21 protein-coding genes are annotated in these 26,883 nt (G+C 51.3%); 14 read left to right on the top strand and 7 right to left on the bottom strand.

The genetic code is table 11. The features are described from left to right. Positions 1-16: 16 nt before the first annotated feature. Complete coding sequence (locus BLQ88_RS09715) at positions 17-2,599, bottom strand: DUF3857 domain-containing protein (RefSeq protein WP_176884959.1); 2,583 nt, start codon at positions 2,597-2,599, stop codon at positions 17-19. Positions 2,600-2,765: 166 nt separating this feature from the next. Beyond that, positions 2,766-3,797 carry a LacI family DNA-binding transcriptional regulator gene (locus tag BLQ88_RS09710; protein WP_090148780.1) on the bottom strand — a complete coding sequence of 344 codons (1,032 nt, stop codon included), beginning with the start codon at positions 3,795-3,797 and terminating at the stop codon, positions 2,766-2,768. A gap of 126 nt (positions 3,798-3,923) precedes the next feature. Between BLQ88_RS09710 and iolB the strand changes: the two genes are divergently transcribed. The 10 genes from iolB (at position 3,924) to BLQ88_RS09660 (ending at position 18,248) form a co-directional block, all read left to right on the top strand. Beyond that, positions 3,924-4,787: a 5-deoxy-glucuronate isomerase gene (iolB, locus tag BLQ88_RS09705; RefSeq protein ID WP_090148779.1), complete on the top strand. Its 864-nt coding sequence runs from the start codon at positions 3,924-3,926 to the stop codon at positions 4,785-4,787. Positions 4,788-4,808: 21 nt separating this feature from the next. Further along, the gene (gene iolC, locus BLQ88_RS09700; protein WP_090148777.1) at positions 4,809-5,816 is read left to right on the top strand and encodes a 5-dehydro-2-deoxygluconokinase; all 1,008 of its coding nucleotides are present in this window, start codon (positions 4,809-4,811) and stop codon (positions 5,814-5,816) included. 14 nt (positions 5,817-5,830) lie between these two features. Then, positions 5,831-7,297 carry a CoA-acylating methylmalonate-semialdehyde dehydrogenase gene (locus tag BLQ88_RS09695; protein ID WP_090148776.1) on the top strand — a complete coding sequence of 489 codons (1,467 nt, stop codon included), beginning with the start codon at positions 5,831-5,833 and terminating at the stop codon, positions 7,295-7,297. Between the two features lie 230 nt (positions 7,298-7,527). Then, entirely contained in the window at positions 7,528-8,559 is a 1,032-nt protein-coding gene (gene iolG, locus BLQ88_RS09690) for an inositol 2-dehydrogenase (RefSeq protein WP_090148774.1), read from the top strand. A gap of 199 nt (positions 8,560-8,758) precedes the next feature. Next, the gene (locus BLQ88_RS09685; protein WP_090148773.1) at positions 8,759-10,369 is read left to right on the top strand and encodes a sodium:solute symporter family transporter; all 1,611 of its coding nucleotides are present in this window, start codon (positions 8,759-8,761) and stop codon (positions 10,367-10,369) included. A gap of 8 nt (positions 10,370-10,377) precedes the next feature. Continuing rightward, positions 10,378-11,325 (top strand): class II fructose-bisphosphate aldolase, encoded by a 948-nt coding sequence (locus tag BLQ88_RS09680; RefSeq protein ID WP_090148771.1) that lies wholly within the window; start codon positions 10,378-10,380, stop codon positions 11,323-11,325. Positions 11,326-11,355: 30 nt separating this feature from the next. Further along, the gene (gene iolD, locus BLQ88_RS09675; protein ID WP_090148770.1) at positions 11,356-13,221 is read left to right on the top strand and encodes a 3D-(3,5/4)-trihydroxycyclohexane-1,2-dione acylhydrolase (decyclizing); all 1,866 of its coding nucleotides are present in this window, start codon (positions 11,356-11,358) and stop codon (positions 13,219-13,221) included. A 125-nt stretch (positions 13,222-13,346) separates the two neighbouring features. Next, entirely contained in the window at positions 13,347-14,249 is a 903-nt protein-coding gene (iolE, locus tag BLQ88_RS09670) for a myo-inosose-2 dehydratase (protein WP_090148768.1), read from the top strand. A 410-nt stretch (positions 14,250-14,659) separates the two neighbouring features. After that, positions 14,660-16,093, top strand: a complete 1,434-nt coding sequence (locus BLQ88_RS09665; protein ID WP_229212646.1) for a S41 family peptidase — start codon at positions 14,660-14,662, stop codon at positions 16,091-16,093. 163 nt (positions 16,094-16,256) lie between these two features. Beyond that, on the top strand, positions 16,257-18,248 hold the full coding sequence (locus BLQ88_RS09660; protein WP_090148767.1) for a T9SS type B sorting domain-containing protein: 1,992 nt from the start codon (positions 16,257-16,259) through the stop codon (positions 18,246-18,248). A gap of 299 nt (positions 18,249-18,547) precedes the next feature. Here BLQ88_RS09660 and BLQ88_RS09655 read toward each other — a convergent pair whose 3' ends face one another. Continuing rightward, complete coding sequence (locus BLQ88_RS09655) at positions 18,548-19,537, bottom strand: acyl-ACP desaturase (protein ID WP_090148766.1); 990 nt, start codon at positions 19,535-19,537, stop codon at positions 18,548-18,550. 141 nt (positions 19,538-19,678) lie between these two features. On the opposite strand from BLQ88_RS09655, the gene BLQ88_RS09650 reads away from it, so the two are divergent. Together BLQ88_RS09650 and BLQ88_RS09645 are read left to right on the top strand one after the other, a co-directional pair. Continuing rightward, on the top strand, positions 19,679-20,413 hold the full coding sequence (locus tag BLQ88_RS09650) for a lysophospholipid acyltransferase family protein (RefSeq protein ID WP_090148764.1): 735 nt from the start codon (positions 19,679-19,681) through the stop codon (positions 20,411-20,413). Positions 20,414-20,524: 111 nt separating this feature from the next. Continuing rightward, on the top strand, positions 20,525-20,905 hold the full coding sequence (locus BLQ88_RS09645; RefSeq protein WP_090148762.1) for a hypothetical protein: 381 nt from the start codon (positions 20,525-20,527) through the stop codon (positions 20,903-20,905). 69 nt (positions 20,906-20,974) lie between these two features. Here the strand turns inward: BLQ88_RS09645 and BLQ88_RS09640 are convergent, their stop codons facing one another. Together BLQ88_RS09640 and BLQ88_RS09635 are read right to left on the bottom strand one after the other, a co-directional pair. Next, positions 20,975-21,421 (bottom strand): GNAT family N-acetyltransferase, encoded by a 447-nt coding sequence (locus tag BLQ88_RS09640; RefSeq protein ID WP_090148979.1) that lies wholly within the window; start codon positions 21,419-21,421, stop codon positions 20,975-20,977. Positions 21,422-21,486: 65 nt separating this feature from the next. After that, positions 21,487-21,855 (bottom strand): hypothetical protein, encoded by a 369-nt coding sequence (locus BLQ88_RS09635; RefSeq protein ID WP_090148761.1) that lies wholly within the window; start codon positions 21,853-21,855, stop codon positions 21,487-21,489. Positions 21,856-22,021: 166 nt separating this feature from the next. Here BLQ88_RS09635 and BLQ88_RS09630 point away from each other — a divergent pair, with 166 nt between their 5' ends. Then, positions 22,022-23,392, top strand: a complete 1,371-nt coding sequence (locus BLQ88_RS09630) for a thioredoxin fold domain-containing protein (RefSeq protein WP_090148759.1) — start codon at positions 22,022-22,024, stop codon at positions 23,390-23,392. Positions 23,393-23,427: 35 nt separating this feature from the next. Here BLQ88_RS09630 and BLQ88_RS09625 read toward each other — a convergent pair whose 3' ends face one another. Continuing rightward, the gene (locus tag BLQ88_RS09625; protein ID WP_090148758.1) at positions 23,428-24,786 is read right to left on the bottom strand and encodes an acyl-CoA dehydrogenase family protein; all 1,359 of its coding nucleotides are present in this window, start codon (positions 24,784-24,786) and stop codon (positions 23,428-23,430) included. A 122-nt stretch (positions 24,787-24,908) separates the two neighbouring features. On the opposite strand from BLQ88_RS09625, the gene BLQ88_RS09620 reads away from it, so the two are divergent. Continuing rightward, complete coding sequence (locus tag BLQ88_RS09620; RefSeq protein ID WP_090148756.1) at positions 24,909-25,115, top strand: hypothetical protein; 207 nt, start codon at positions 24,909-24,911, stop codon at positions 25,113-25,115. 7 nt (positions 25,116-25,122) lie between these two features. On the opposite strand, the gene BLQ88_RS09615 is transcribed toward BLQ88_RS09620, so the two are convergent. Beyond that, the gene (locus BLQ88_RS09615; RefSeq protein ID WP_090148755.1) at positions 25,123-26,871 is read right to left on the bottom strand and encodes a glycoside hydrolase family 9 protein; all 1,749 of its coding nucleotides are present in this window, start codon (positions 26,869-26,871) and stop codon (positions 25,123-25,125) included. Between the last annotated feature and the right edge of the window lie 12 nt (positions 26,872-26,883).

Genomic DNA, 26,883 nt, shown 5'->3' with positions numbered 1-26,883 from the left:
GTTTTAAACAACATTACTATTCCAAAGGCTCTGCTACTTCTGCACCTTCGCTCAGTTCTTTTTCTGCGGGCAGGTCGCCGTAGGTATTCACAAATGTGCGCTGCACGCGCGAAGATTTGATCAGGTACGGGATCCAAATTGCGGAGTAAAACATCGACCGGCCTATCGTGGCGATGGTTTCGTTGAACTCGCCACCAAGTAAATCGCCTGCCAATGCGTAGCTTGCACAGGCGTCCAGAATGGCACCCGACAGGTTGATCCCCAGGTAGTAGATATAAAGTTTCGGAAAAGAATCCCGCTTTTTGAAGAACAAAACAGCAACCAGCACGGCGTACCCGACCATCCCGACATTAAAACACAACTCAAAGACCAGCACCGCACGGTAAGCCGTCGAAATCAATATACCCCTGGGTTCGAGCGCGTTCCAGTGGATCAATGAAACGTAGGCCGGCAGTTGCTGGCCAATAAGTTGAAACAACAGGGTAAGCGGCTGAAATCCAATACCTATCGCCAGAAAAATCAACCAGCTGCTCAATTCTATACCCGGCTCGTGGTAGTGCCGGTACCCCGGTGAATAGCGGTACAATCGTCTGAAAAAGTTGATTGTGAATATCACGGCGACAATCAATAGCCCCACCATCCAGCCATTGATGTCGGATACCTCAAACCCGCCGACGGATTTCGGCTCCGTTAACTGATATTCGAGATTTTCAACCAGCTTGTCGATATCCGCCTTGTACTGCTTGGCTTCGGTCACCGGCACATGGTCTTTCAGTGTTTTAAAATGGTATTTGAGCTGCCAGGTGTATTCCTCGGGAAGGTATCTCGATTCAAAACTGATAACGTACGAACCGCGCTTGATCTCCCACTTATCCTGGGTAATGGTCCACGCATCCGGCATATGGACGTTAATAATGTAGCTCTGGTCGTTTGGGAATTTAAGCAAAATCGGGTCTTTCCTGGGGCGGCCCGGCAAAATGGTCAGCGTGGTGTAGAGGGTTTTGCCAAAGACGTCGAAATAGAACTTGTTAGTCGTGCTATCGAGCTTCCAGGGATTTTTAAGCGCATACCGCTCTACGAGTGAAAAGCTGTTGCCTTCGCGCTGGTCATAGTATTCGAGCGTATCCGTGGACTCCACCCCGGCGTGTTTGAAAAGGTCCTTATAAAAATTGAGATAATTCTCTTCCAGTTCCGACACATGCCCTTGCTGAAATTGTGCCCGAAAATCGTCCGCATCGCCTTTGTAATAGGCCGTTTTCACTTGTATCCTGCCTTTCGCACTAGAATCACCGGTCGCTGGCAGATAGATATCCTCCACGATGTCGATATTACCGGCATTATGGTCCGGGATCGTGACCAGCTGCGTCTGACCGCTTTTGAGGAGCAAGCCTTTTCCGTAAGGCGGGCAATACATTTGCGGAACTGCACCGCCCTGCAAAGCCATTGTGGCATCAATGAATGCGAAACTGGTTTCATTGTCCTTAGCGCTCTTCTCCTGCACACGCACACGGGCGATCACGTGATTGAAATCCGAAGGAGAAGGCAGATAATCCGCCACATGCGAGCGTTTGTACGAATCGACCAGAACCGGGTCACATTCAATGTCATTCGATCGTAAAATGGCGCATAGCAGGAATGCCTTATCTTTACAATCGCCATATCGTTGGGCAAATACCTCTTCCGGCTTGTGCGGCCGATGGGAATTTTCACCGGTTTCAATGCCCAGGTAGCGAATCTCATCCTGCACAAAGCGAACCGCCTTTCCGATGAATTCCAGTGTGCTCTCACTTTGTGCTTTCCACTCCTCTACCTTTGCTTTCAAAGCTCCCGAGGGTGCTGGTACCTGGTAGAAATTGAGCCCCCAATCGGTAACTTCCTTCCAGGTCCCGAATTCGGTTACCTGCACCGACGGCTCTTTCTCATACCATCCGGGTACATAGTCGTCGTAGGAATTCTTTTTTACATTACGTGTATCCCATTCGTAGAGCGTATTTCCGCCGACGTTCCGGGCATTTCCTAAAGGAGGTTTATTGAAATCCTTGAAATACAGTACTCTTCCAACAGGTGCAAGAATGGAGTTGTGGATATGCGAGATGTAGTCATATGCATTGAAATACATCAAATCGGAATATTTATTCATAAAAACCGGGTTCCAGCCGATTGTCGAATAAGCCACGTCGATCCGGTCGCCTTTGCGGATGTCCTTCAACACCAGCGAGGCGGAATGGTAGCCGTTATAAATAAACCGCTGCCGCTCAGATTCCACTGGCATCACCTTGAAATCCCCCTGATTCAAATGAGCAATGCGCTGCCCGGCCCGCCAGACAGTCACTTCATGGAAATCCACCCGCTCGTAGGCCGGATCGAATGTAACCGAAATCTCCGAGCCGTTCTGAATCCCGCTTTCCGAAACGATTTGCCTTACGAAACGCTTGTAAGTAGTCTTCGCGGCCAGGTTGACCTGCTTGTCGACAAAAGTAAGATAATATCCCCCTGAAAAATCCTTGGCCGAGGGCGCCTTCCCGCCCGGCGTTACCGGGATCACCCATGAAGGAACAGGCTTGATGCCAATGGAAGGAACTGCCCGAAGTTCGCTCACGCACATAGCAAGCACACACAATACAGACAGGAAAAGTCGGATTGAAGGGAATGTAAAAGTCAAGTTAATAAATCAGATAGAAGAGTTACAGATCACCGAAATTATTGATATTTTCTCAAAGTATCTGGCAGTTACCTTCTATTTTATTTCTACAAAAAAGAATTTGCTAAATCCGCAGCGAAGACTCCCGGATCACCAGCTCCGACGGCAATACAATGCTCTCCGGCGCAAAATCCCCTGAGCCATTCAACTGATTGAGAAACAAGCGCGAAGCCTCCATACCGATCTTCCGGCCCGGCCGGTGCACGGTAGTGAGCGATGGAAATGTGTAAGCCGAAATCGGCGAATTATCGAAACCGACGAGCCCGATATCCTGCGGAATACGGAGGCCTTTGTCCTTCGCGACGCGCATGGCACCGATGGCCACCTGGTCGTTCACTCCGAAGATCGCATCGGGCGGAGAAGCGAGTTCGAGCAGGCGCTTGGTGGGGAGAATGGCGCTTTCCACATTGAAATTGGTATTGAGGATCAACTCTTCGCGAATGGGCATGTTGTGTTTTTTCAAACAATTGATATACCCCTTGAAACGCTGTTCGGAAACGGTGAGGCCGTTCGGGCCCTTCAAATGCGCGATTTGCTTATAACCGATTGATATCAAATGCTCTACGGCTGCGAATGCGCCGTGGTAATCGTCCACCGTGGCGCGGCTGGTTTCGAAATCCTCGTATTCACGGTCAATGAAAATGAGGGGTGTTTTGCGCTGGATCACGTTTTCGAGGTGCTCGTAGTAACCGGCGTCGTAAGTTTCCTGGGAAACTGAGAGAAATATCCCTTCCGTCCGGTTGGAGAGCAGTTTGGAAAGCGATTCCTTTTCGAGCAGGTAGCTCTCATTGGTCACGCAGATGTTGAGTGTGTAACCCATAGGTTGTAACACAGTGTGCAGGCCTTCGATGACCGCGGTTTCGTAATAATTACTGATCGTCGGTACTACCACCCCTAGGGATGCAGTCTTTTTGTTGAGCAGGCTCAGCGACACTTCATTGCGCTGGTAACCTACCTCCTTGGCGTATTCCTGGATGTTTTTGCGGGTGTCTTCATTGATGGCCGGATGGTCGTTCAACGCCCGGGAAACGGTGGATGGGGAGCACCGGAAACGGCGTGCAATGTCTTTAATCGTAACAGGACGTGAGGAATTCATGAGTTGGAATATAGCAATTAAATCTTTGAAATTTTTTCAAACGTTTGCATTCGATATTAACATATTTACATTTTGTGTTTAATTTATACAACACTATCATTGTGCAAATGTAATGGATTTACCACAATGAGTAACCTGCTGATCAAGCCCCGAACACACGACAAGACCTATCATTCCCTCACCGCCGAACAGGCTGGCTGGACGTACCTGAACTTCGAAGCTAAAATACTGGAAGCAGGCGAACAAATCGTGGGAGATACGGGCGATTATGAATATTGCTTCGCATTGCTGGGCGGAAATTTCAAAGTGGAAGCCGCCGGGCAGGTCTGGGAAACGGGTAATGGCCGGAAAGACGTGTTCAGCGGGATCGGCCACGCAATGTACCTTTCGCGCCGGACGCCGTTCGTACTCACCGCGCAATCGCCCGGCACCGACATTGCAATTTGCAAGGTGTTGTCCGACGAAGATCATCCGCCGCGCATGAAACGCCCCGAGGAAGCGGCGATCGAATACCGCGGGGGAGACAATGCCAACCGCCAGATCAACAGCCTGCTCGAACCGGGCTTCGGATGCCACAAGATCGTCTGCGTGGAAGTGTACACGCCGTCGGGCAATTGGAGCTCCTTCCCCGCGCACAAGCACGACGAGCGCAAGGTTGCCGATGACGGCACGTTGCTCGAAGCGAATCTCGAAGAAATCTATTTCTACAAAATCGACAAACCGCAAGGCTACGCCATTCAGCAGGTTTATACCGAAGACCGTTCGCTGGACGAGATCGTCCGTGTGAAAAACAACGAGGCCGTACTAGTCCCGAAGGGCTATCACCCGGTGGTGGCTGGCCACGGCTACAATGTGTATTACCTCAATTTCCTGGCTGGGAGCGACCAGTCGCTAGCCAATACATCCGACCCCGACCACGACTGGATTTACGGCAGCTGGAAAGGCGCCGACCCGAGATTACCGATCGTCACCGCTGAAATGAACGGATAGGCGTTTCAAACAACCATTAACATGCGCAAATACGATCTACTTACCCTTGGCCGCTCGTCCATTGACCTCTACTCGGCCAACGTGGGCAGCCCTTTTGAAAAAATCGAGGCATTCAATGCATTTGTGGGCGGGTGCCCGCTCAATATCGCCACGGGAAGCCGCCGGCTGGGCCTGGAAACGGCCATTCTCACCGGTATCGGCAACGATCAGGTGGGGAATTTCATCAAGCATTTCCTGGACAACGAAGGCATTATCACAGAATGGGTGACGGTCATCGAAGGAACGCGCAGCTCGGCTGTCGTACTCGGCATCGAGCCGCCCGACCGCTTTCCACTGGTTTACTACCGCGAAAACTGCGCGGATATCAACCTGAATATCGACCACGTATCCGCCCTACCGTTCCAGGATTTTAAGGCCGCGGCGTTCTCCGGGACCGCATTCAGCAAGGACCCGAGCCGTACCGCGATGTTTTATGCATTGGAATTGGCGAAAAAGAACGGCGTTACCCGCCTGCTCGACATCGATTTCCGCGCCGACCAGTGGTTTGATCCCCGCGCATTTGGTGTGACCATCCGTGCGGCTTTGGGTAGTTTTAACATTGTAGTGGGGACTGAGGAAGAAATTCTCGCTACGTTTTTGACTGATAAAGAACAGCTTTTGATCAAACACCAGCAAATATCGGCGCCTGAAATCCGCGGAAATATCGAGAATGCGATTAGTGAAATTCTGCGTTCCGGCGTGGAGACACTGGTGGTGAAGCGCGGTAAAGATGGTGCGTCCATTTTTCAGCCGGGTAAGGAGGAAGTTAAAGTACCTGGGTTCCCGGTGGAAGTTTTGAATGTGCTTGGGGCCGGTGACGCTTTTTGTGCGGGCTTCTCGTTCGGGCTGTTGCGCGGCTGGGATCTCTACAAAAGTGTGCGAATGGGCAATGCCTGCGGAGCGATCATCGTCACGCGTGAAGGCTGCGCCAATTTCATGCCTTCTTACGACGAGGTTATGGCATTTACGGAAGGATACGGAGGATTATAAGTTTTAAAATACAAATGGAAAAATTACAGAATTACATCAACGGCCGCTGGGTCGACAGCCATTCCGACCATCTGGTGGATGTGCTGAACCCCGCCACGCAGGAAGTGCTGGCAAAAGTACCGTACGGCAATGCGCAGGACGTAGCCGATGCCGCCGCAGCTGCCCACGAAGGTTTTCAGGAATGGAGAAATACGCCGGTTTCGAAGCGTGTGCAATATTTGTTTAAACTAAAAACCATACTCGAAGATAACGCCGACGATATCGCAAGAACTATCGTACTCGAATCCGGCAAGACGTTCATTGAAGCGAAAGCGGAGATGGTGCGCGCGATCGAGAATGTGGAAAATGCCTGCGGTATGCCGACGCTCATCCAGGGCGAGTTTTCCGAAGACATTGCCAAAGGCATCGACGAATACATGATCCGCCAGCCGCTGGGCCCCTGCGCGTGTATTGCACCGTTCAACTTCCCGGGTATGATTACGTTCTGGTTCCTCCCCTACGCACTCGCTTGCGGCAACAGCTACATTATCAAGCCGTCGGAAAAAGTGCCGCTGACGATGACGAAGATCGTCGCATTAATGGAGCAGCTCGACCTCCCAAAAGGTGTGCTGAACCTCGTGCAGGGCGCGAGAGAGACGGTAGATGCCATTCTGGAACATCCTGTTATTAAAGGCATTAGCTTCGTTGGCTCTTCCAATGTGGCCCGCTATGTTTATTCCAAAGGTTCTGCCAACGGCAAGCGCGTGCAGGCACAGGGCGGCGCCAAAAACCCGGTGATCGTGCTGCCGGATGCAGACATCGATATGACTTCGCAGATCGTGATCGACAGCGTTTATGGCTGTGCTGGTCAGCGGTGCCTTGCAGCTTCTACGATCATTACGGTGGGCGAACACAAGGATATTACCGAAAGCCTGGTAGAGTCTGCCCGGAACCGCAAAACCGGTTTTGGATTAGATTCGGATGTGCAAATGGGACCAGTCATCACGGCTGAGAGCAAAACCCGTGTCCATAGCCTGATCGACAAAGGTTTGCACGAAGGCGGCCGCGTGCTTGTGGATGGTCGCAATGCGAAAGTCGATGGCTATGAAAAAGGGAACTTCATTGCGCCTACCATAATAGAAGACATTCCGCTGGACGGCGAACTGGCTGCGACTGAGATTTTCGGGCCGGTATTGAGCCTGGTACATATCAATACCATTGAAGAGGCGATCCGGTTTATCAATTCCGGTAAATATGGCAATATGGCCTGCATTTTTACCAGCAGCGGCCTGAATGCGCGCCGGTTCCGTCATGAGGCGGAGGCCGGAAATATCGGTATCAATATCGGTGTGGCCGCTCCGGTGGCGCAATTCCCGTTCTCGGGGTGGAAGGACAGCTTCTATGGCGACCTTCATGGCCAGGGCAAGCACGCGGTTGAGTTCTTTACCCAAACCAAAGTGGTGATCGAACGCTGGCTGAAAGAGTGGAACAGGAAGTTTTAAAAGAACTTTTGCATAACAAGCCTGACAATTCTAAACTATTCAATTCAATTCTAATCAATTCAATTCTCTTTTCGTCGACTTAAGTCGACGGCAAGGGGGATTTCAAGGGGGGACTGCAATTGATTAATCAATCTCAATCAATATCAAATCTTCTGCCGTCGACTTAAGTCGACGGGAAAAGGATAGTCAATTGATTAATCAATCTTAATCAATATTATATTTTCTGACAGATGACAAAAAAACTTAAAACCGGTGTGATCGGACTCGGCCGGATTGGCCAGATCCACCTAGCCAACCTGGTGCACCATATGCCCGATGCGGAGGTGATCATCGCTTCCGACCTCTCGCCTGCTGCACATGCGTTCGCCCGCGACCTGGGTGTGCCCGAGGTCGTTACCGATGCCTACGATGTGATCAACCATCCCGATGTGGAAGCGGTGATCATTTGCTCGCCTACCCCTTTCCACGTGCCTTATACCGTGGCTGCCGCCGAAAAAGGGAAGCATATTTTCTGCGAAAAACCCCTTGACGTAACACTGGAAGCCATTCAAGCCGCTGAAAAGGCAGTTTCGGATAACAATGTGAAGCTGATGCTCGGCTTCAACCGCCGGTTCGACGCCAACTTCATGAATGTGAGGCACCTGGTCGTGAACGAAAAGATCGGCGAGCCGCACATTCTCCGCATTACCAGCCGCGACCCGGCACCGCCGCCGGTTGAGTACCTGAAAGTTTCGGGCGGGATTTTCCTCGATATGTCGATCCACGACTTCGATATGGCGCGCTACATTGTGGGCAGCGAGGTGAAAGAAGTTTTTGTGAAAGGCGATGCGCTTATCCACCCCGAGATTAAGGATTTCGGTGATATCGACACCGCTGTAATCGTTCTCACCTTTGAAAATGGCGCGATAGGCGTCATCGACAACAGCCGCAAGGCCGTGTACGGTTATGACCAGCGGTTGGAAATTTTCGGATCAAAAGGAATGGCGAAAGCCGAAAACAACACCACCGATACCCTCATTCATTTCGATAGTAACGGAGGCCACAGCTCACTGCCGCTGCATTTCTTCCTCGAAAGATATGAAACGGCGTACCGCGTGTGCCTTAAAACATTCATCGATTGCGTGTTGAAAGATACCCCTTCGCCCGTGGATGCGCACGATGGCCTGATGGCGACGGCAATCGGTATTGCGGCCATGAAGTCGCTCACCGAAGGCAGAAGCGTGAAGCTGGACGAAGTGCTGCAATATGCAGCCGCGGTTTAGAAATAGTCAGGTGTGGTCAGGTACCGTAAGGTTTGGTCATTTGTAGTGAAAAATCAATAAGTTTGGCCTGTTACAGATAGCATCCATCACAAAACCCGGCCAGACTTGACTACACATGACTATTCCTGATAATACCTGACCAGTATCGGCTCCCGCCATCTATTACCGTACCATTTAACCAACTAACCCTTTCACAAGCATGTCCACTACCGGTCTGCAATCGCTGGATTACATAGTATTTTTCATCTATCTGATAGGCGTTTCCGCTTACGGTTACTGGATTTATAAAAAGAAAAGCTCGAAAGAGGTCAGTTCCACCGACTACTTCCTTGCCGAGGGCTCGCTGACATTCTGGGCGATCGGTGCTTCCATCATCGCTTCCAATATCTCCGCCGAACACTTTATCGGGATGTCGGGCTCGGGGTTTGCAATTGGTCTGGCTATTTCTTCGTACGAATGGATGGCAGCGGCCTCGCTGATCGTTGTGGCGTTGTTTATCCTGCCGGTATATCTCAAAAACAAGATCTATACCATGCCGCAGTTCCTCCGGGAGAGGTATAACCCCACAGTGGCGACGATTATGGCCGTTTTCTGGCTGTTATTATACGTATTTGTAAACCTGACGTCCATCCTGTACCTCGGCGCACTCGCGCTGGAGGTGACTGCCGGAATTGATTTCCAGTATGCCATCGTCGGCCTCGGGCTTTTTGCCATTGTAATCACAATCGGCGGGATGAAGGTAATCGGCTACACCGATGTGGTGCAGGTAGTTGTGCTTGTCCTGGGCGGTTTAGCGACCACTTACCTCGCATTGGACCTAGTCTCCCAGCATTTCAACAGGCCGGGGATATTCAATGCATTGGGCTTGCTCAAGGAACAGGCCGACTCGCATTTCCATATGATCCTACCGAAGGATAATCCTTTTTACAAAGACCTTCCCGGCCTGACGGTCATCATCGGTGCGATGTGGATCAACAACCTCGCCTATTTCGGCTGCAACCAGTACATTATCCAGCGCAGCCTCGGCGCGAGCCTGCCTACCGCCCGGAAAGGGATTCTTTTCGCTGCATTGTTGAAGCTGCTCATCCCGATTATCGTCGTAATCCCGGGCATTGCCGCATTCGTTTTATACCAAAACGGCATGTTCCAGCAGGAAATGCTCGCCGGCAATGTCGTGAAACCCGACCATGCTTACCCGGTTTTGCTTAACCTGCTGCCGGCAGGTCTGAAAGGAATGGCTTTTGCCGCACTTACGGCCGCTATCGTAGCGTCGCTCGCCGGTAAGGCCAACAGCATTTCAACCATTTTTACATTAGACATTTACAAACAGTACATCGCCCCGCAGGCTTCGGAGCGCCAGCTTGTACGCGTGGGCCGCTATACGATCTACGTCGCGATGGGCATCGGTATCCTCATTGCCCCGCAGCTGCGCGTGCTCGACCAGGCCTACCAGTTCATCCAGGAATACAGCAGCTTCATCACGCCGGGTGTATTCGCGATTTTCATCCTCGGGATGTTCTGGAAACGGACTACCTCGGCCGCCGCATTGACCGCCGCATTGCTAACTATCCCATTGTCGACAGCCGGCAAGTTTATGTATCCCGAAATCCCGTTCCTGGATCGTATGGGCTACATTTTCCTGATCCTCTGCGCCGTGATCGCCGCCATTTCACTTGCCGATCCTAAAAGCAGGAACAATCCGAAAAGTTTGAACATCGAGGCTTCGATGTTTCAGCCGGGCAAAAGCTTTGTGATCGGCTCGGTGCTGATTTGCGGTGTACTGGCAGCTTTATACACGATTTTCTGGTAACCATTCCAATGCTACTGACAACTCGCCAACTCTTTGAAAAGTGCTATGGCCGCTACGCGATACCGGCTGTGAATGTGTTTTTCATGGAAGAAATTCATGGTCTTTTCGCTGCGGCGCAGGAGGCCAATGCGCCTTTCATCGTCCAGACAACGCCCTTCGCGCGCGACTACGCCCATGCGGACATGCTCCTGTCCATGATAGGTGCCGCCGCGCGCATTTACCCGCACGTTACGTACGCGATCCATATGGATCACGGCTATGAAGAACACATTTTCGATGCGATCGGCAAAGGCGGCTATACTTCTGTGATGATCGACGCTTCGCACGACAGTTTTGAAAAAAATGTAGCCCGTACCCAGGCCGTGGTAGCCGCGGCGCATGCGAAAGGCATCAGCGTGGAAGCTGAGTTAGGTGTGCTGGCCGGCGTGGAAGACGACCTCACCGTCGATGCGGCGCATTCTTTTTACACCAATCCACAGCAGGTCGAGGATTTTGTACGTGCTACCGATTGCGACAGCCTGGCCATTGCCGTGGGTACCAGCCACGGTGTTTACAAATTTTCAGGTGGGCAGGGTCTGCAATTCCATATCCTGGAAGAAATTCAGAAGCGTTTGCCCGGCTTCCCGCTCGTATTGCACGGCGGCTCCAATGTGGTCCCGGAAGTGATCGAACGCATCAATGCGGCTGGCGGCCAGTTGAAAACCGATGCCAAAGGCGTGCAAGAAGAGGAAGTACGAAAGGCTATTCCACTCGGCATTTGCAAAATCAACATCGCAACCGACACGCGGCTGCTCTGGACGATGGTCAACCGGGAGTTTTTCCGCGACCGCCCCGACGAATTCGCCCCTACTACCCCGGGGAAGATTTTTATGGAGGAATACAAAAAGTTTATGCTGAAAAAGTTCGATTTGTTCGGTTGCACCGGCAAAGCGGGCGAGTTCAGCTCCATCAGCTGATTCTGTTTCAAACAGTAAATATTCAAAGACATGACCAGACGACTCACGGTGGCGCAGGCTACCATCATGTTTCTAAAAAACCAGTACATCGAGCGTGACGGTATCGAAGAACCCTATTTTGGTGGCTGTTTCGGTATTTTCGGGCACGGTAATGTGGCCGGGCTCGGCCAGGCGTTACAGGAAAATCCCGATTTCCGGTACTATCAATGCCGCAACGAGCAATCGATGGTGCATACGGCGGTCGCTTACGCGAAGGTGAAGAACCGCCTGGGTGCATTCGTTTGTACGACGTCCATCGGCCCGGGCGCTACGAATATGATCACCGGCGCCGCATTGGCGACCATTAACCGGTTGCCGGTACTGCTCCTGCCCGGCGATATTTTCGCGACGCGCGAGCCTAACCCGGTTTTGCAGCAGCTCGAAAGTGCCGCTTCACAGGATATTTCGGTGAATGATTGTTTCAAACCCGTATCCAAATATTGGGACCGCATTAACCGTCCGGAACAACTGATCTACTCCCTGCCGGAAGTCATGCGCGTACTCACCTCGCAGGCGGAAATGGGCTGTGTGACGCTCTCGATGCCGCAGGATGTGCAGACGCACGCTTACGATTTCCCGGAATCATTGTTCCAAAAACGCGTGTGGCATGTCGGTCGGCCCCGTCCCGACCTGGTAACCTTGCAAAAGGCGGCGGAATGGATCAAATCTGCCCGAAAACCTGTGATCGTAGCGGGAGGCGGCGCTATTTACAGCGGCGCAACGGAAACACTTCACGCATTTGCATCGAAAACCGGCATTCCAGTGGGCGAAACTTTCGCTGGAAAGGGCGCAGTACGCTATGATGCGCCTTACAGCATCGGCGGCCTGGGCGCCACCGGTACCAAATATGCGATCGACGTTGCCAACCAGGCTGATCTGGTGATCGGTATCGGCACGCGTTACAGCGATTTTACGACGGCTTCGAAATCGATATTCAAAAATCCGGATGTCCGTTTCATCAATATCAATATCAGCGAATTCGACGCATTCAAGCATGCCGCATTGCCGGTGATCGGGGACGCGAAAGCTGTTCTGGAAGAACTGGCAGGACTTTTGGGTAACCATGAAGTCGCGTCAGAATACCGCCAGCATATTACCGAAATCAATAAGGCCTGGGATGACGAGGTGACCCAGATTTATGCAGAAGGCAACAGCACCGTTCCGCCGATCGATCAGGCGGTCGTGATAGGCACGCTCAACAGTTTTATGGACGACCGCGATGTGATGATCAATGCATCCGGCAGCGCTCCGGGCGATTTGCACAAACTATGGCGTGCTACCGACCCGAAAAACTTTCACCTCGAATACGGCTTTTCGTGCATGGGCTACGAGATCGCAGCCGGCCTCGGCGCCAAAATGGCCGACCCTACCCGCGAAGTGTACGTGCTCTGCGGCGACGGCGGCTACCTGATGAATAACCACGAGATTGTAACAGCCATTCAGGAAGGCGTGCGCTTTACGATTTTGCTTTTGAACAACAACGGCTACGCCAGTATCGGCGGGTTGTCGGAAAGCATTGGCAGCGAGCGCTTTGGAACCATGTACAAGTACCGCGAAAATGAAACCGGGCAATTGTCAGGCGGATTTTTGCCGGTAGACCTTGCGAAGAATGCCGAAAGCCTCGGCGCCAACGTCATCCGCGCCACCGACCGCCAGTCGCTGGAAGCCGCATTGGCACAAGCCAAAGCCGCCGACCGTACCACCGTCATTTACATCGAAACCAGCCTGTACCGCACTGTGAAAGGTTACCACGCCTGGTGGGAAGTGCCCGTAGCGGAAGTATCGACCTCCCCGACAGTCCAAAAGGCATTTGAAACTTACCGCGAGAACAAAAAAACGCAACGAATATTTTTATAAAGGAGGAAAGGGAGGAAGGAAGAAAGGGAGGAAAGGTTTTTTTTGAGATAACCCCTTCACCCCTTTCCTCCATCCTCCCCTTCCTCCCTTTTTCCCCTTACTCCCTTTCACCCCTTTCCAAAAAAATGAACTTCGAAAACATCAAACTGGGCGTTGCTCCTATTAACTGGACCAACGACGATATGCCGGAGCTCGGCGGCGAGAATACATTCGAGCAATGCGTGAGCGAAATGGCGCTGGCCGGATTCACGGGCTGTGAAGTGGGTAACAAGTTTCCCCGCGACACCAATGTCCTGAAAAAAGCATTGGAACTCCGCGGCTTGCAGATTTGCAACCAATGGAACAGCTACGAACTGACGACCAAAACCTTCGCCGAAAACCGCGAGAATTTCACCAAACTGCTCGATTTCCTCGAAATCATGGGTGCAAAAGTGATCGGCGGCGGCGAAACCGGAAACAGCTGCCAGGGACAAATGAATGTACCTGTGTTTGAAGGCAAGGGAATGCTGAACACCCGCGAGGATTGGGACAACTTTACGTACGGTCTTGACGAACTCGGGAAAATCGCCCGCGACCGGGGAATGAAACTGGCATTCCACCACCATATGGGCACCTGCGTCCAAACCGTCGAAGAAACCGACCGGCTGCTCAATGAAACCAACCCCGACTATGTGTTTCTCAACTACGACTGCGGGCACTTTCATTTCGCCGGTGAAGATCCCGTAGCCGCATTGAACAAATACATCGGTCGCACCGCGCACATCCACCTTAAAGACGTGCGCCCGAACGTGCTCCAACGTGTACACGACGAGCGCCTGAGCTTCCTGACGGCCGTGAAAAACGGCGTTTTCACCGTGCCCGGCGATCCCGAAGGCTGCATTGATTTCCCCTCGCTTTTTGGGATCATCAAAGAAAGCGATTACGCCGGTTGGATCGTCCTCGAAGCCGAACAGGACCCCGCCAAAGCGAACCCGCTGGAATATGCGATTATCGCGCGGAATTTTTTCAGGGGATTGACAGGCATTTAAGCACCCATTCCAATATAAATCGCCATTGGCCCGGCAGGTAGTTTTGGATTTTTCAAAACCCTCCGGATCAATGGCGAAAATCTGTCGGGTAATGGGCTCGGAGAGCCCTCCTGTTTCTAGTAGTGTATTTAGATTTCAAGCGAAGGCTCCGGAGGTGCCGCCTATGTATACAAGGCGACACCTCCGGAGCCTTCGCATTTTTTAACCCAATAATTTCTAGAAACAGGAAGCCCCTGCCGGGGCAGTCTCCATCATCACCGGAATAAAATTAGCTACCCTCACCGCCACATTTCCCTCCCCCGCGACGTAACAGCTGTATAATACCGATTAACCCACATTGCAGCTTGGCCTATGGCAAATCAGTTTACGCTTTACTTTTTAAACTGAACACTATGTTAAACTCCAAACGATTGCATCTTCTCTATGTCCTGATTTTTGCGCTGGCGGTGGTGGGTTGTAATGACAAGGATGTCGAGCCGGCCGTAGCAACCCTCGATTCTACCACTGCTGCGGATTATCCCGATGTAAATAGCTGGTTGTACGATATCATGGATGATGCCTATTTCTGGTATAAAAACCTGCCTGCGAAAACCAGCCTCGATAATTCCATCGATCCCCATGATTACTTTGAAAAACTCGTCTACCAGCGCACTACCGTCGACCGTTTTTCGGCCGTTACCGATGATATCGATGCTTTGCAGAGCGAATTCAATGGCGTGAGCACGATGTTCGGGATCAGCTACTCATTGTCCTACATCGATAATGGCAAGTCGAACCTCGCCGCTTTCCTGAATTATGTGGTCAAAGGCAGCCCGGCCGAAACAGCAGGCCTGAAACGGGGCGATATCCTCATGAAAGTGAATGGGACACAGCTGACTTCCAGCAACTATACTTCCTTGCTAGGCGGCAACGAGACGGTCACATTTACATTAGGGGAAGTTTCCGGCTCGGCCGTTGTGGCAAGCAGCCGCACGGTTACCGTGACCAAAGCATTGGTGAACGAAGATCCCGTTCTTTTTTCTACCGTCATTTCAAAACCTGCTTACGGCAAAACGATCGGCTACCTGGTTTACACACAATTCGTACCCGGTACCGACGCCGACGAGTCGAAATATGACAATGAGCTGCGCCAGGTATTTGCGGATTTCAAAAGCAAAGGCGTGAACGAGCTGGTACTCGATCTGCGGTTCAATCCGGGCGGCTATATCAGCTCGGCGGTGACCCTTGCGTCGCTGATCGGCACGGGGGTTTCGGGCTCCAAAATCTTTTATAAGGAACAATGGAACGATAAATACACCGCATACTGGCAGAAAATGCAGGGAGCCAATGCATTGAATTACCCATTTCTGGACGAGGCCAGCAATGTCGGCAGCACTTTGAGCCGCGTGTTTGTACTGACTTCCAATGGAACGGCATCAGCCAGCGAACTGGTAATCAATGGATTGAAGCCTTACATGAGCGTGATCAAGATCGGAGAGCATACGGCGGGGAAAAACCTGTTCGGACAGTTGGTTCCCGACGACCAGAAACGCTGGAAATGGGGCGCGTACATTATGCTCGGACAAACCGCCAATGCCAACGGCGAGTCGGACTACGGGACTGTCGATGGTATGACGCCGGACTACCAGGTGGAAGATACCACCGTTCCCTACCTTCCTTTCGGCGATGAAAATGAAACCCTGCTTCGCAAAGCCCTGGATATCATGGGCCTTCCGGCGCCGGAAGGGCTGCGCCTCGCTGCTACAAAGAGCGTGGACAGCTTCCGCACAATGCTTCATGACGATCTCCGGACGAAGGAAAACCGCATGATCCGTCGCGGGGACATCAGCCCCATTCCTCAGTAATCTCTCACATACATATGGTTGTCTGGACCGGGCCTGCATTTGCGGGCCCGGTCCGTTTCATAGCCGTTGTATCAAAAAAGCGGCAAGCTGGCATCGTTTTAGCGGTATTTACACTACTTTTGAATCCCAATTTCAAGCTCACGTTCGGTATGCAGGCAACGATATGAAGTGGAACGCTTTATATATCCTCATTTTTTTCAGCTCTTTCCTGCCTTTCGCTCAGGCACAGACCGGTAAGCATACCTATCGTTTCAAAAACGAATTCACCGTAGCGCAACCCGAATGCGGTCCCGACCTTGTACCGCAGCAAGCAGCAGGCTCTTGCAGCGCCGCAACCACACACGGCAGGTTTCTGGAAGATGTGTTGCCTTGTGGCGGGAGACGTAGTATCTATCACAATAACACGAATTGGGGGCTAGCGTACCCCAACACCGACGGCCTCGTTTCGGAATCCTACACCATTCAACTTTACCTGAAAGTAACCGATTGGGGTAAGACGTGGACCCGGATCATCGACTTCTCAAATGGAACGCGCGACGATGGTATTTATTTCAAAAATACCCCCGGAAGGACAGAACGCTGCCTGGATTTTTACCCGAACGGCATCATCGGAGAATGTCCCTTCTTTAACAATTCGACTTACTATCTGCTCACCTTCACGCGCGACGGCGCGACGGGGAGAATGGACGTTTATGTGAACAATAACCTGTTTGCCTCCTACATCGACGCGTCCAAAACCTATGTGGGCAAAGCCGGCTCGCCAATTTATATTTTCAGGGACGACAATGTGGAAACCTGCGAGTCGGGTGAAGCTAATTTTGCCTACCTGGCTTTTCACGGCAAGTACTTTTCGCAGGCGGAGGTAAACAAGTCAGCCTCCGAAATCTGTTTTGAGGCGAGTATCAATGCTTACCCCGACTTTGCCATCACCCCGGGTGCGGTATGCGGCACCGCTAAACAGGTCGAAGTGAAATATACCGGATCTATTCCGGCGCCGGGCACGGGTTATGATTTTAAATGGGACTGGGATGGGGCGCAGGTCATTTCCGGCTCGGGAATGGGGCCATATGTGTTGAGCTGGGCAACGGGCGGCACCCGAAACGTCACGCTTACGATTACGAGCCAGGCTTGCGGCAACGCGATCGTCAACAGCAAAAAGATTGTCATGAGCAATCCCAAGCTCACCGCCGAGGTAGCATCCGGAAGTTGCGATACCGGTACGGATGGAACCATTACGCTCACAGCAGCGGAGGGCATTTCGCCCTACCGGTATTCGATCGACTCGGTTAATTACCAGGCAACCAATGTCTTTCGCGCGCCGGTTGGTAAATACCGGGTGTATGTCAAAGACGATAATGGTTGTGTTACCGGCCAGAATGTCAATGTGACTTTTACCAGCGATATTACCGTCAATACAATGCCCGATACAACCCTTTGCGTAGGACAATCGGTAACGCTGGCGACGGCGAGTAATGGTCAGACCTTTTCATGGCTGCCCCAAACCGGGCTGGACAATGCAGGCGCGCTTGAACCGGTTGCAACGCCGGAAGCTACCACGCGATACATTATCACGGCTACCAAAGGATTTTGTACCCAAACGGACACCGTTCAGGTCCGTGTTTCACCGAAAATCGAGGTGAATGTAACGCCCGACGCGATCATCGAATACAATGTACCATTTCAGCTGAATGCAAATTCGCCGCAAATCATCAACTATGCAGCGGCCACGTTTCTCTGGACGCCTTCCGATGGGTTGAACGACGCCAATATCAAGAGTCCGATCGCCATTTTGCGGGAAAACCAGACTTATACCGTAGATGTTACGTCGGATTTGGGTTGTACAGGCTCAGCGACGGTGAACCTTTCCATTAAACGTCAGGAGAGTATTGCTATTCCAACTGCATTTTCTCCCAACGGCGACGGCAAAAATGAGGTGCTTATACCGGTTGTAAACGACATCGAGTCGATCCGCTACTTCCGCATTTACAACCGTTGGGGGCAACTCGTATTCTTTACCGACCAGCTCAACACCGGCTGGGACGGCTCTTTCAAAGGCGCCACCGCCATTTCCGGAACTTACGTGTATGAAATCGAAGGTATTTCGACGAAGGGAAGGGTGATTAACAAGCGTGGCGCGGTGATGTTGTTGCAGTAATGTGGGGTGACCGCCGACGGCCGACCACTGACCGCCGATCTCATGTGAATGCAATATAGGATCAAATCGACCGCCGACGGCCGACCACTGACCGCCGATCTCTTGTAATTGCAATACTAGGGTCAAATCGACCGCCGACGGCCGACCGCCGATCTCATATTAGCTGTACATAAAATCGGCGGTCGGTGGTCGGCCGTCAGTGGTCCCACTAGCTACACATAAAATCGGCGGTCAGCGGTCGGCCGTCAGCGGTCCCACTAGCTACACATAAAATCGGCGGTCAGCGGTCGGCGGTCTTTTTACCTACTTATCCAACTAAATTCATACGCCAGATCCGGGATGCGGGTGCGGTCGGCGATTCTTCGGAGACGTGCGGGAAGTGCCATGAGATAGTCTCTTGCTTTTTCCGCTTTTTCATTGATATCACGTACGGAACCGATATTCCACTCGTTGAGCAGGTCTTCGAGGATATTGATATAATCCAGCGTCGTGTACACGCCCAGGCGTTGCGCGGCGTCGGAGAAGTGCGAGAAGGTCTCGCCCATTTTGACGCCGGTTTCCCGCATAAAATGCGCGGGCATTACGATCTTTTTCCGCATCATATCTTCCAGTGCCAGCATCAGCTCGGAAGGATCTACTTCGAGAATGCGGGTTACAAAAGTCTTGTAAGCTTTCGCATGGCGCATTTCGTCGGAAGCGATCACACCGCATATTTTCGACAAATGCGGGTTACCGAATTTCTTCGCGAGCGTAGCCGTGCGACGGTGCGAAACGTTGGTCGCGAGTTCCTGAAATGAGGTATAAATGAAATTGCGATAAGGGTCGCGGTCGGTACCGATATCGAAACCGTCGGCGATCAGATACTGCGTAGAAACCTCCATCGCCCGCATGTTCACGCGGCCGGACAGGTACAAATATTTGTTCAGGAGGTCACCATGACGGTTCTCCTCTGCCGTCCAGGCACGTACCCATTTCACCCAGCCCGATTCGGGCTCGTCGACCTGGTTGATACCGATCACGTCCACCAGCCAGGATTCGTAAGTAGGCAATGCTTCTTCGGTAATCGTATCGCCGATCAGCACAGCAATGTAGTCATAAGGCAGGTCGCGGCAACTTTCTTGCAAAAGCTTCACCTCATGCAAAAAATTCTCCCGCGTTGCATCAGGCAGGAAGTCAGCCGGTTGCCAGTTTTCGTCAATCGGTTTCAGGTACTCTCCTATCAGCCCGTCCAGGTCTTTGCCTATATGTTTCATTACTTCAAGCCTTTCGGCTGAAAGCGTAATATCCATTTTATCTCGATTTTAAACACTATTGACTATTTTACAAATAACGCGAATAATACGTAAGTTTTGAATGACTATTGTCATTTCGCATTTTAGAATTTGGAGTAACCAAAACAGATTTCGACTATTTTTGCAGAAAAAATAAGAATGAGAAAAATCCTCGACTACGTTCTGAGTATCCTTTACCTGATTCACTTCGGCCTCACACTCCTGATTTTCCACGTTATACAGGTCATCGCATTCAACGTCTTTGGTAAAAAGGCGCACAAAGTGTCGGTCGACTGGCTCAATTTTTCGCTCACCTTCGGACTCTATCTGACCGGCGCCAGTATCAAGCTCAAAAACCTTGCCCAGTTGCCGGACAACCGGCCACTCATATTCGTAGCCAACCACCAGAGCAGCTACGACATTTCCCCTGTGTACTGGTTCATGCGGAAATACAGCCCGCGATTTGTTTCCAAAATAGAGCTCGCGAAAGGCGTTCCAAGCATTTCCTACAACCTGCGCAAAAGCGGCGCGGCGCTCATCAACCGGAAAGACGGCAAGCAGGCCATTACCGAAATCGCACGTCTCGGTAAGCTGATCCAGGACGAAAAAGCGTCTGCCATTATTTTCCCCGAGGGTACCCGCACGGCCAGCGGCGATATGAAGGCATTCCAGCCCGGCGGCGTCGCTACCCTGCTCAAAAGGGCCCCCGACGCGCTCATCGTTCCAGTAGCTATTAATGGGACAGGCGCTTTCAATCCCAAGGGCATATTTCCCCTGAAATCTTTCGCAAAGCTGAGTTTTACGGTGCTGCCGGGTATCGAGCCAGCCGGTAGAAAAGCGGAAGAGATTTTGAGTGAGGCCCAGGAAGTCATTCGCGTGGCGATTGCCAGCTGATTTTCAAATGATTAAAATTCCTTCATTTTCGCTTAACAATCGTTAACAAACCCCATTTAAACCTCTGCGGCAGGTAGCCCTCTAACCCACGAAACTTAAAACTTTTGGGTTATGAAAAAGATACTTTTTGCCGCAGTGGTTCTCGCATTAGGATTCACCAATGCTTCCGCCCAATATGGTCCCCGTCATGATCGTGGTGGTTACAGCCACGAAAGAATGTCGGACATCAACAGACTTCAAAGAGAAGCGCGACAAAATATAGCCAATGGTGTGCAATGGGGCGCGCTCACTTCCCGTGAGGCCAGCATGCTCATGAACCGCTACGATAACATAGCGGATAAGGAACGGCTTTTCGCCCGCCACGGCCGGTTGTCGAACCGTGAGGAGAGAATTCTCCGCAATGACCTGCACGAGCTGATGTCGGACACCCGCCGTCTTAGCCGCGACCGCGACCGCTGGTCACGCGATGGTCGCCACAGAGGCAGATTCTAAGATATTAAAGGTAATAGTTGAAGGTTTAGGGTAATGCAAAAAGCGCCGGGACGTTGGTCCGGCGCTTTTTTATGTGTTTTTAAAATATCTGACCAGCTTCACATGCGACTTTTCAAAGCCCTCGCGCTGGTAGAACCTGTGTGCTTGCTCTCGTGTAGCGCGTGAGGTAACCTCCATCTGAATAGCGCCCTCGCCTTTCGCGAATGCGGTAACGTGCTCCATTAAAGCATTTCCGACCTTTTGCGAACGGTATTCGGGCTCCACGTACATTTCCTGAATCTCCGCAACCAAGGCCGCGTGATGCAGCAGCGGCTGAATATGGCAGCTCACCATCCCGACCGGCTTTTCACCGGTTTCGGCGAGGAAATAGCTGATATGTGGGCTTGTGATGTTCCGGTCAAAAGCTGCATCGAAGCCCGGGCGGTTGATAGGCATATTTTCAAGGCCGCATATCATTTGATAGATGATCTCGCGGTCGGCCGCCGATGCCCGACGGATGGTTAATGGTGCCTGCACGTTTGTGGCGGTTAGGTTGAGCGGCACAAATTACGCCGGACCGTACTTAAAGGCAAGAATGGAGGCTATTTCTCAGGCCAAATTACCGGGCCCCGGGTGCCGTCGCCCAGAATTGTATTCATATAATCCTGCATTTCCTGAGGGGTATATTTCTTGGGATCGAGGCGGGTACCGTCGCAGTGGAACGCCACACAACCAATGCACGACATATAGACCGTGCTATAATTGAAAACAGTTTCACCCTTGATTTTAGCGAGCGTTATGGTCAGCATTTCAGCGGCTTTTTTGGATTTCGAAGAATCGATCTTCGCTTTCAGCCAGGGCAAATTACGGACAGGATCTTTCACACCGCAGACTTCCAAGGTTGAGGAAACGGTTTTGTCTTTGCAGGAAAATACCAGTATCAGGGAGAAGAAGAGCAGAAGTTTTTTCATGGGTCAGGGAATGGTGTAAGTGAATTGAAAATGAGACACTCTATTTACAAAAACAGTTGTAACCGGCTTTTTCGAATTACAATGCGCTATTGAGATTTACATTATTTTAACAAACGGTTACAAAATTTGAATTACATTTGAAAAACCTCATCAACCCCTACAAATAATGAAGCAAATTGTACTGGCATTTGCGCTGATCATTTCGTTTCAAAGCCGCGGTCAAATTACATTCATCGACAGTAATACCTCGTGGGAATCGCTTTCTAAAACAGCAAAAAAAGAGCGAAAGCTTATTTTTATACATCTTGAAAGCAATGATTGCACGCATTGCAACGATGTCGCTTCCAAGGGTTTCAGCAGCGCTGATCTTAAAGATGTTTACCAAAAGAATTTCATCGCCATCCGAAGCAATGTAGAGACCGATAACGGCCGGAATCTGGCTCAGAAATTTCAGGTTAAAGGTGCGTCGGTTTCACTCTATGTTGATGCGGAAGGCAATATCCTTCATCGTTTTAACGGCTCCACGAGCCATTCCAAGGCCTATCTCGATTTTGCACAAATCGCGCTTGGCCGAAAAGGCGGCAAACAACTCAGCGATTTCGAAAAGGAATATCAAAACGGTGAAAGGTCGGCTGCGTTTTTAAAAGCATATATTCAAAAACGTCGGGAAGTTAACATGCCGACATCCGATTTGCTCGATGAATATGTTGGTAAACTACCGGTCGATTCGATCAAAAACTTCCAGGTAGTTAAATTCATCTATCAGCAGGGGCCGACAATGGACAGCCGCGCATATAAGCTGGTGCAGGCACTCGTGCCGCGTTCCATGATAGATAGTTTGTACAAATCCGTTTCCCCGGGCGAAGCAGTCGCATTCAATAATGGTATCATAGGAAGTACATTGAAAAAGGCTGTTGATATCAAAGATCAGCAATTAGCTTTTCAGGCTTCAAATTATACCCAGCAAACTTATCGTGAAAATTATATGCTGGGCAATCTTCATTTCCGGCGAAACATGATATGGTATTATCAGCAAGTAAAGGACACTGCCAACTATTTCATGGAATGCCGGCATTTCCTTGAACAGAATCATCTCCTGCTCAGTGTTGACTCGCTTAAAAGAATGGATCAGGCGGCACTGCAAAAGAATCTTGCCGATCAGACACCCCTGGGGCCTGCCGGTGAAAAACAGGCCGTCCGGTTTGCACCGCCGTCTCAACAGTACCAAATGGAATTGAATAACCATGCGTGGCAATTCTATCTGCTTAATAATAAACCACGCGATCTGGAACGTGCATTAATGTGGTCCAAACGATCGATAGAATGGCATGAAGAATTGCGCAGGGATAAACATCACATGCCGCTGGGTAATCCTGCTTACTTTGACACTTACGCACACTTACTTTACAAACTTGGCCGGAAAGACGAGGCGATCGAATGGCAGGCCAAAGCCGTGGAGGCACAAAAAGTAACCGGTATGTCGTGGGTTTCGATGGAAAAGGATCTCAACGAAATGAAGGCCGGAACACTCAAATGACACTAAAAAGGGCAGCTTGACTGCCCTTTTCTATGCTATACGAATGCACTTTCCCCCGTAATGGCCCGCCCGACGATCAGCGAATTGATTTCTTTCGTGCCTTCGTACGAGTAAATGGCCTCGGCATCCGCGACGAAGCGTGCGATGTCGTATTCGAGCAATATGCCGTTGCCGCCGAAAAGCTCGCGTGCGTGATCGACGATCGAGCGCATACGCAGCGTGCAAAATACTTTCGCGAGCGACGCGTGCTCATCCGCCAAATCGCCCGCATCCTGCAATTGGGATAGCCTGTACACCATCGTTTGCATGGCCGTTAGATCACCGAGCATGGTCACCAGCAAGTCCTGCACCAACTGAAACCCTGCTATCGGACGGCCGAATTGTTTTCTTTCCATCGTGTATTTCAATGCCAGCTCGTACGCGCCGCGCCCGCACCCGACCGCCTGCCAGGCCACACCCGCACGCGTCATACGGAGGACGTTGGCGGTATCCTTGAATGAATTCGCGTTTTGAAGGCGGTCGGCTTCCGGCACGCGGCAGTCGGTGAGGGTGATCAATGCATTCTGCACGGTACGCAGCGCCATTTTATCTTCCATTTTCTCCGCTTTGAAACCGGGGTTTTCTTTCCGCACGATAAATCCTTTCACCTGGTTGTCGGCCAGATCGCGTGCCCAGATAATCGTAATGTCGGAGAAAGTGGCATTGCCTATCCACTTCTTCTGGCCGTTGATGACCCATTCGTCGCCTTCGCGTTTGCAAGTAGTCGTGAGGCCGCCCGCAGCACCCGAACCCACTTCCGGCTCGGTAAGGCCGAATGCACCGATCAGCTCCATACGTTGCATGACCGGCAGCCATTGTTGCTTCTGCTGTTCCGAACCGCAGAGGTAAATGGAGCCCATCGCCAGGCCGCTGTGCACACCAAAGAATGTAGAGATGGACGAGTCGATGCGTGCCATTTCCATCGCGATGAAACCTTCCAACAATGCGGAACGCCCTGCGCAGCCATAACCCTGGTAGGTAAGGCCGCAGATATCGAGCTTCGCCATAAGCGGAACAATGTGCTTGGGAAACTGTGCATTGTTCCAATAATAATTAGCAATCGGCTTGATTTCCGTTTCCATGAACTCCCGCACTTTTAGCTGTATTTCCCGCTCCTCGGGTGTGAGTGTCGAGGCCAGTTCATAAAAATCGCCATTCACGACGGGCGGCGCCTTCTTTTTACCAGAACCGGCCTGCATGAATTTGAGCATTTTCCCCAGGTCATCTTCACTCATTTTGGAAACAATGCCCATTAACTTGTTCAGATCTACTTTTTGGGAAAGTTTGGCGACGGCTTCGATGTCTATCGTTTGGAGGAGGCTGCGTAGTTGAGATATGGATTTGAAGAGGTTCATACTGTTTGTTGGATTGTGATTTGATAAAGAGTCGGCCCCGGAGGCGGTTCTACTGCACAATGCTTAAAAAGTAGGGCCAGCAGGAATGAATTTTGCAAGTATCAACCCAAACCTGAAAAACTATGAAAACGCAAACCAAGAATGTAGAAGGCGGCTCGCCAAGCCAGGGCGGCCCGAAAGGCAAGTCGAAACAGAAAGACGATAGCCGCAAACCTTCGGGAGTTCTGAAACAGGAATCCATTCAGAAGTCGGAAAAGGGGAATATGACGAAAAAGAAGGGCTATAACGAAACGCCCGAAACGATTCCGGTAAAAGGGAAAAGCGCCTGAAAGCCGGCTATTTCAATGTCGCTTCCAGTGCAGCCGCGAGGTATACCATGGGCGCATTCCAGTTGATCGCGATCTCATTGGATGCGTAGGAACAGTCGTTGTCGGTGAACGACTCGTCGGCAAATTTGTTAGGATAGCCTGCGCATTTGTCCTGCTGCCCGGGGTTAGGCCCGCCGGAAAGTAAGCCCGGGATCGGGTCCACGATACCGTCGGCAATGGAAGGCCGGTGGTGCGGATGCATTACGCGTTTGGAACCGAAGCCGGTCAGGAAACAGTAGCCCGTAGCATTGCGGCCCAGCAGGTAATCGAGGTTACCCAAGGCCGCGTGAAGATATTTCTGGTCTTTCGACAAGCGATAGGCGCATAGTAATGCAACACCCTGGTTTGCCGCAACCGAGCTGCTGCCCCAGGCGTAATCCTGCGCGACTTTGCCCATTACCGTGTGATAGGGCTGCTTTTCAAGGTCGGTTAGGAGTTGATCGGAATAATTCAAAATGCATTTCCGCAATGCGCCGGATTGTTCTGCGGGTAATTTCAATTTCTCGGCAAACCGTAGTAATGTATAGTATCCCAATGTTTTCACCTGTCCCCAGGTAGGCAAAGCCATGGGCTGCTGCAATTCCAGATCGACTTCCTTTATGTACTCCGGCTTGCCGGTCGTGGCGTACATTTCCGCCGCTGCCCAAATCCACTCGTCCTTTACCGATCTATCCCCATAAGCGCCGGTGACGACGTCCGGATCGAATTCCTTGTTCATCGCTTCCTGATTATACATCACCGCAGGATGCTTGCCCGCCCATTGCCAGCCTTTTACAGCCGCTGTAATGCAGGAGTCGGCGAGGCCGGGAAATTTGTTATCAAAATTTTTGAAAACCCGCGACGTCTGCGCCATTACCGCCACGAAGTCGAGCGTTGCCGCGGTGCCTTTCCGCACCACATACCGTGGATTTTTCGCAGCATCGGGCATGATCATGCCATCGAAACGCGGGTTTGTCAGCTTATGATAAACGCCGCCGTCAGCAGGGTCCTGCATGGTGAGCATCCAGCGCAGGTTCCAGACTACCTCATCCAGCAAATCGGGGACACCGTTGTTGCTTTCAGGAATGTTCGTATTAAAATCTTCAAAATAGAGCGGGTAATCTTCGTACAACGAGAGCAAAGTACCCATTGTAATACCCGAATTGACGATGTACTTGTTATAGTCACCCGCATCATACCAACCTCTTGACGATGAGATTACCGCATTCGCAGGCCTTCCTTCCGACACTGCTGACGCGTGGATAAGCACTTTATCATCCGGATGCCCGGCGGGCCGCGCCCACTTGCCCGCGTGTTTTTCGGGAAGTTCAATGGAAGCGCGCTGGTAGTAATATCCTTTCAATGCGGCCTCAGCCACATCTCTGTGAACCTTGTTGCTAATGCGGAAAGGCGCAGATTTTCCCAGGCCCGCTACTTCAATAATGTAAGAGCCCTGCTTCCTAAGCGTGCTGAAATCCGCTAACCTGGTATGCTTGCCTGAATGCTGGCTCGTACGCTCAGCGCCGAGCTTTCCTTTTAAAACCGTTTTTCCCGATTTAGCATCCTTGACTTCGAACGCATCGCCCGCATCCCCGGCTATAACAGCTACTTTCGGTGCCGCCGGGTAAAAACCGACCTGGTTCAAACGGATCGCGTCCGAATACTGCTGCGCTTGCGCAGGCGAGAAATACAAACCAAATGCGGCCAGCGATGCGGCCAAATGCGGGAATAACTTCATTGATTTTTTAAA

This window comes from Dyadobacter soli (assembly GCF_900101885.1).
GTDB classification, from domain to species: domain Bacteria; phylum Bacteroidota; class Bacteroidia; order Cytophagales; family Spirosomataceae; genus Dyadobacter; species Dyadobacter soli.
The sequence above is the reverse complement of the archived record's forward strand: the minus strand, read 5'-3'. Positions and strand labels throughout refer to the sequence as shown.

Excerpts from the sequence above, each read along its gene's own strand:
- BLQ88_RS09660 (WP_090148767.1), top strand. The coding sequence starts at position 16,257 with ATGAAGTGGAACGCTTTATATATCCTCATTTTTTTCAGCTCTTTCCTG.
- iolG (WP_090148774.1), top strand. The coding sequence starts at position 7,528 with ATGACAAAAAAACTTAAAACCGGTGTGATCGGACTCGGCCGGATTGGC.
- BLQ88_RS09650 (WP_090148764.1), top strand. The coding sequence starts at position 19,679 with ATGAGAAAAATCCTCGACTACGTTCTGAGTATCCTTTACCTGATTCAC.
- iolB (WP_090148779.1), top strand. The coding sequence starts at position 3,924 with ATGAGTAACCTGCTGATCAAGCCCCGAACACACGACAAGACCTATCAT.
- BLQ88_RS09655 (WP_090148766.1), bottom strand. The coding sequence starts at position 19,537 with ATGGATATTACGCTTTCAGCCGAAAGGCTTGAAGTAATGAAACATATA.
- BLQ88_RS09635 (WP_090148761.1), bottom strand. The coding sequence starts at position 21,855 with ATGAAAAAACTTCTGCTCTTCTTCTCCCTGATACTGGTATTTTCCTGC.
- BLQ88_RS09615 (WP_090148755.1), bottom strand. The coding sequence starts at position 26,871 with ATGAAGTTATTCCCGCATTTGGCCGCATCGCTGGCCGCATTTGGTTTG.
- BLQ88_RS09645 (WP_090148762.1), top strand. The coding sequence starts at position 20,525 with ATGAAAAAGATACTTTTTGCCGCAGTGGTTCTCGCATTAGGATTCACC.
- iolD (WP_090148770.1), top strand. The coding sequence starts at position 11,356 with ATGACCAGACGACTCACGGTGGCGCAGGCTACCATCATGTTTCTAAAA.
- BLQ88_RS09685 (WP_090148773.1), top strand. The coding sequence starts at position 8,759 with ATGTCCACTACCGGTCTGCAATCGCTGGATTACATAGTATTTTTCATC.
- iolC (WP_090148777.1), top strand. The coding sequence starts at position 4,809 with ATGCGCAAATACGATCTACTTACCCTTGGCCGCTCGTCCATTGACCTC.
- BLQ88_RS09630 (WP_090148759.1), top strand. The coding sequence starts at position 22,022 with ATGAAGCAAATTGTACTGGCATTTGCGCTGATCATTTCGTTTCAAAGC.
- BLQ88_RS09680 (WP_090148771.1), top strand. The coding sequence starts at position 10,378 with ATGCTACTGACAACTCGCCAACTCTTTGAAAAGTGCTATGGCCGCTAC.
- iolE (WP_090148768.1), top strand. The coding sequence starts at position 13,347 with ATGAACTTCGAAAACATCAAACTGGGCGTTGCTCCTATTAACTGGACC.
- BLQ88_RS09710 (WP_090148780.1), bottom strand. The coding sequence starts at position 3,797 with ATGAATTCCTCACGTCCTGTTACGATTAAAGACATTGCACGCCGTTTC.
- BLQ88_RS09620 (WP_090148756.1), top strand. The coding sequence starts at position 24,909 with ATGAAAACGCAAACCAAGAATGTAGAAGGCGGCTCGCCAAGCCAGGGC.
- BLQ88_RS09625 (WP_090148758.1), bottom strand. The coding sequence starts at position 24,786 with ATGAACCTCTTCAAATCCATATCTCAACTACGCAGCCTCCTCCAAACG.
- BLQ88_RS09695 (WP_090148776.1), top strand. The coding sequence starts at position 5,831 with ATGGAAAAATTACAGAATTACATCAACGGCCGCTGGGTCGACAGCCAT.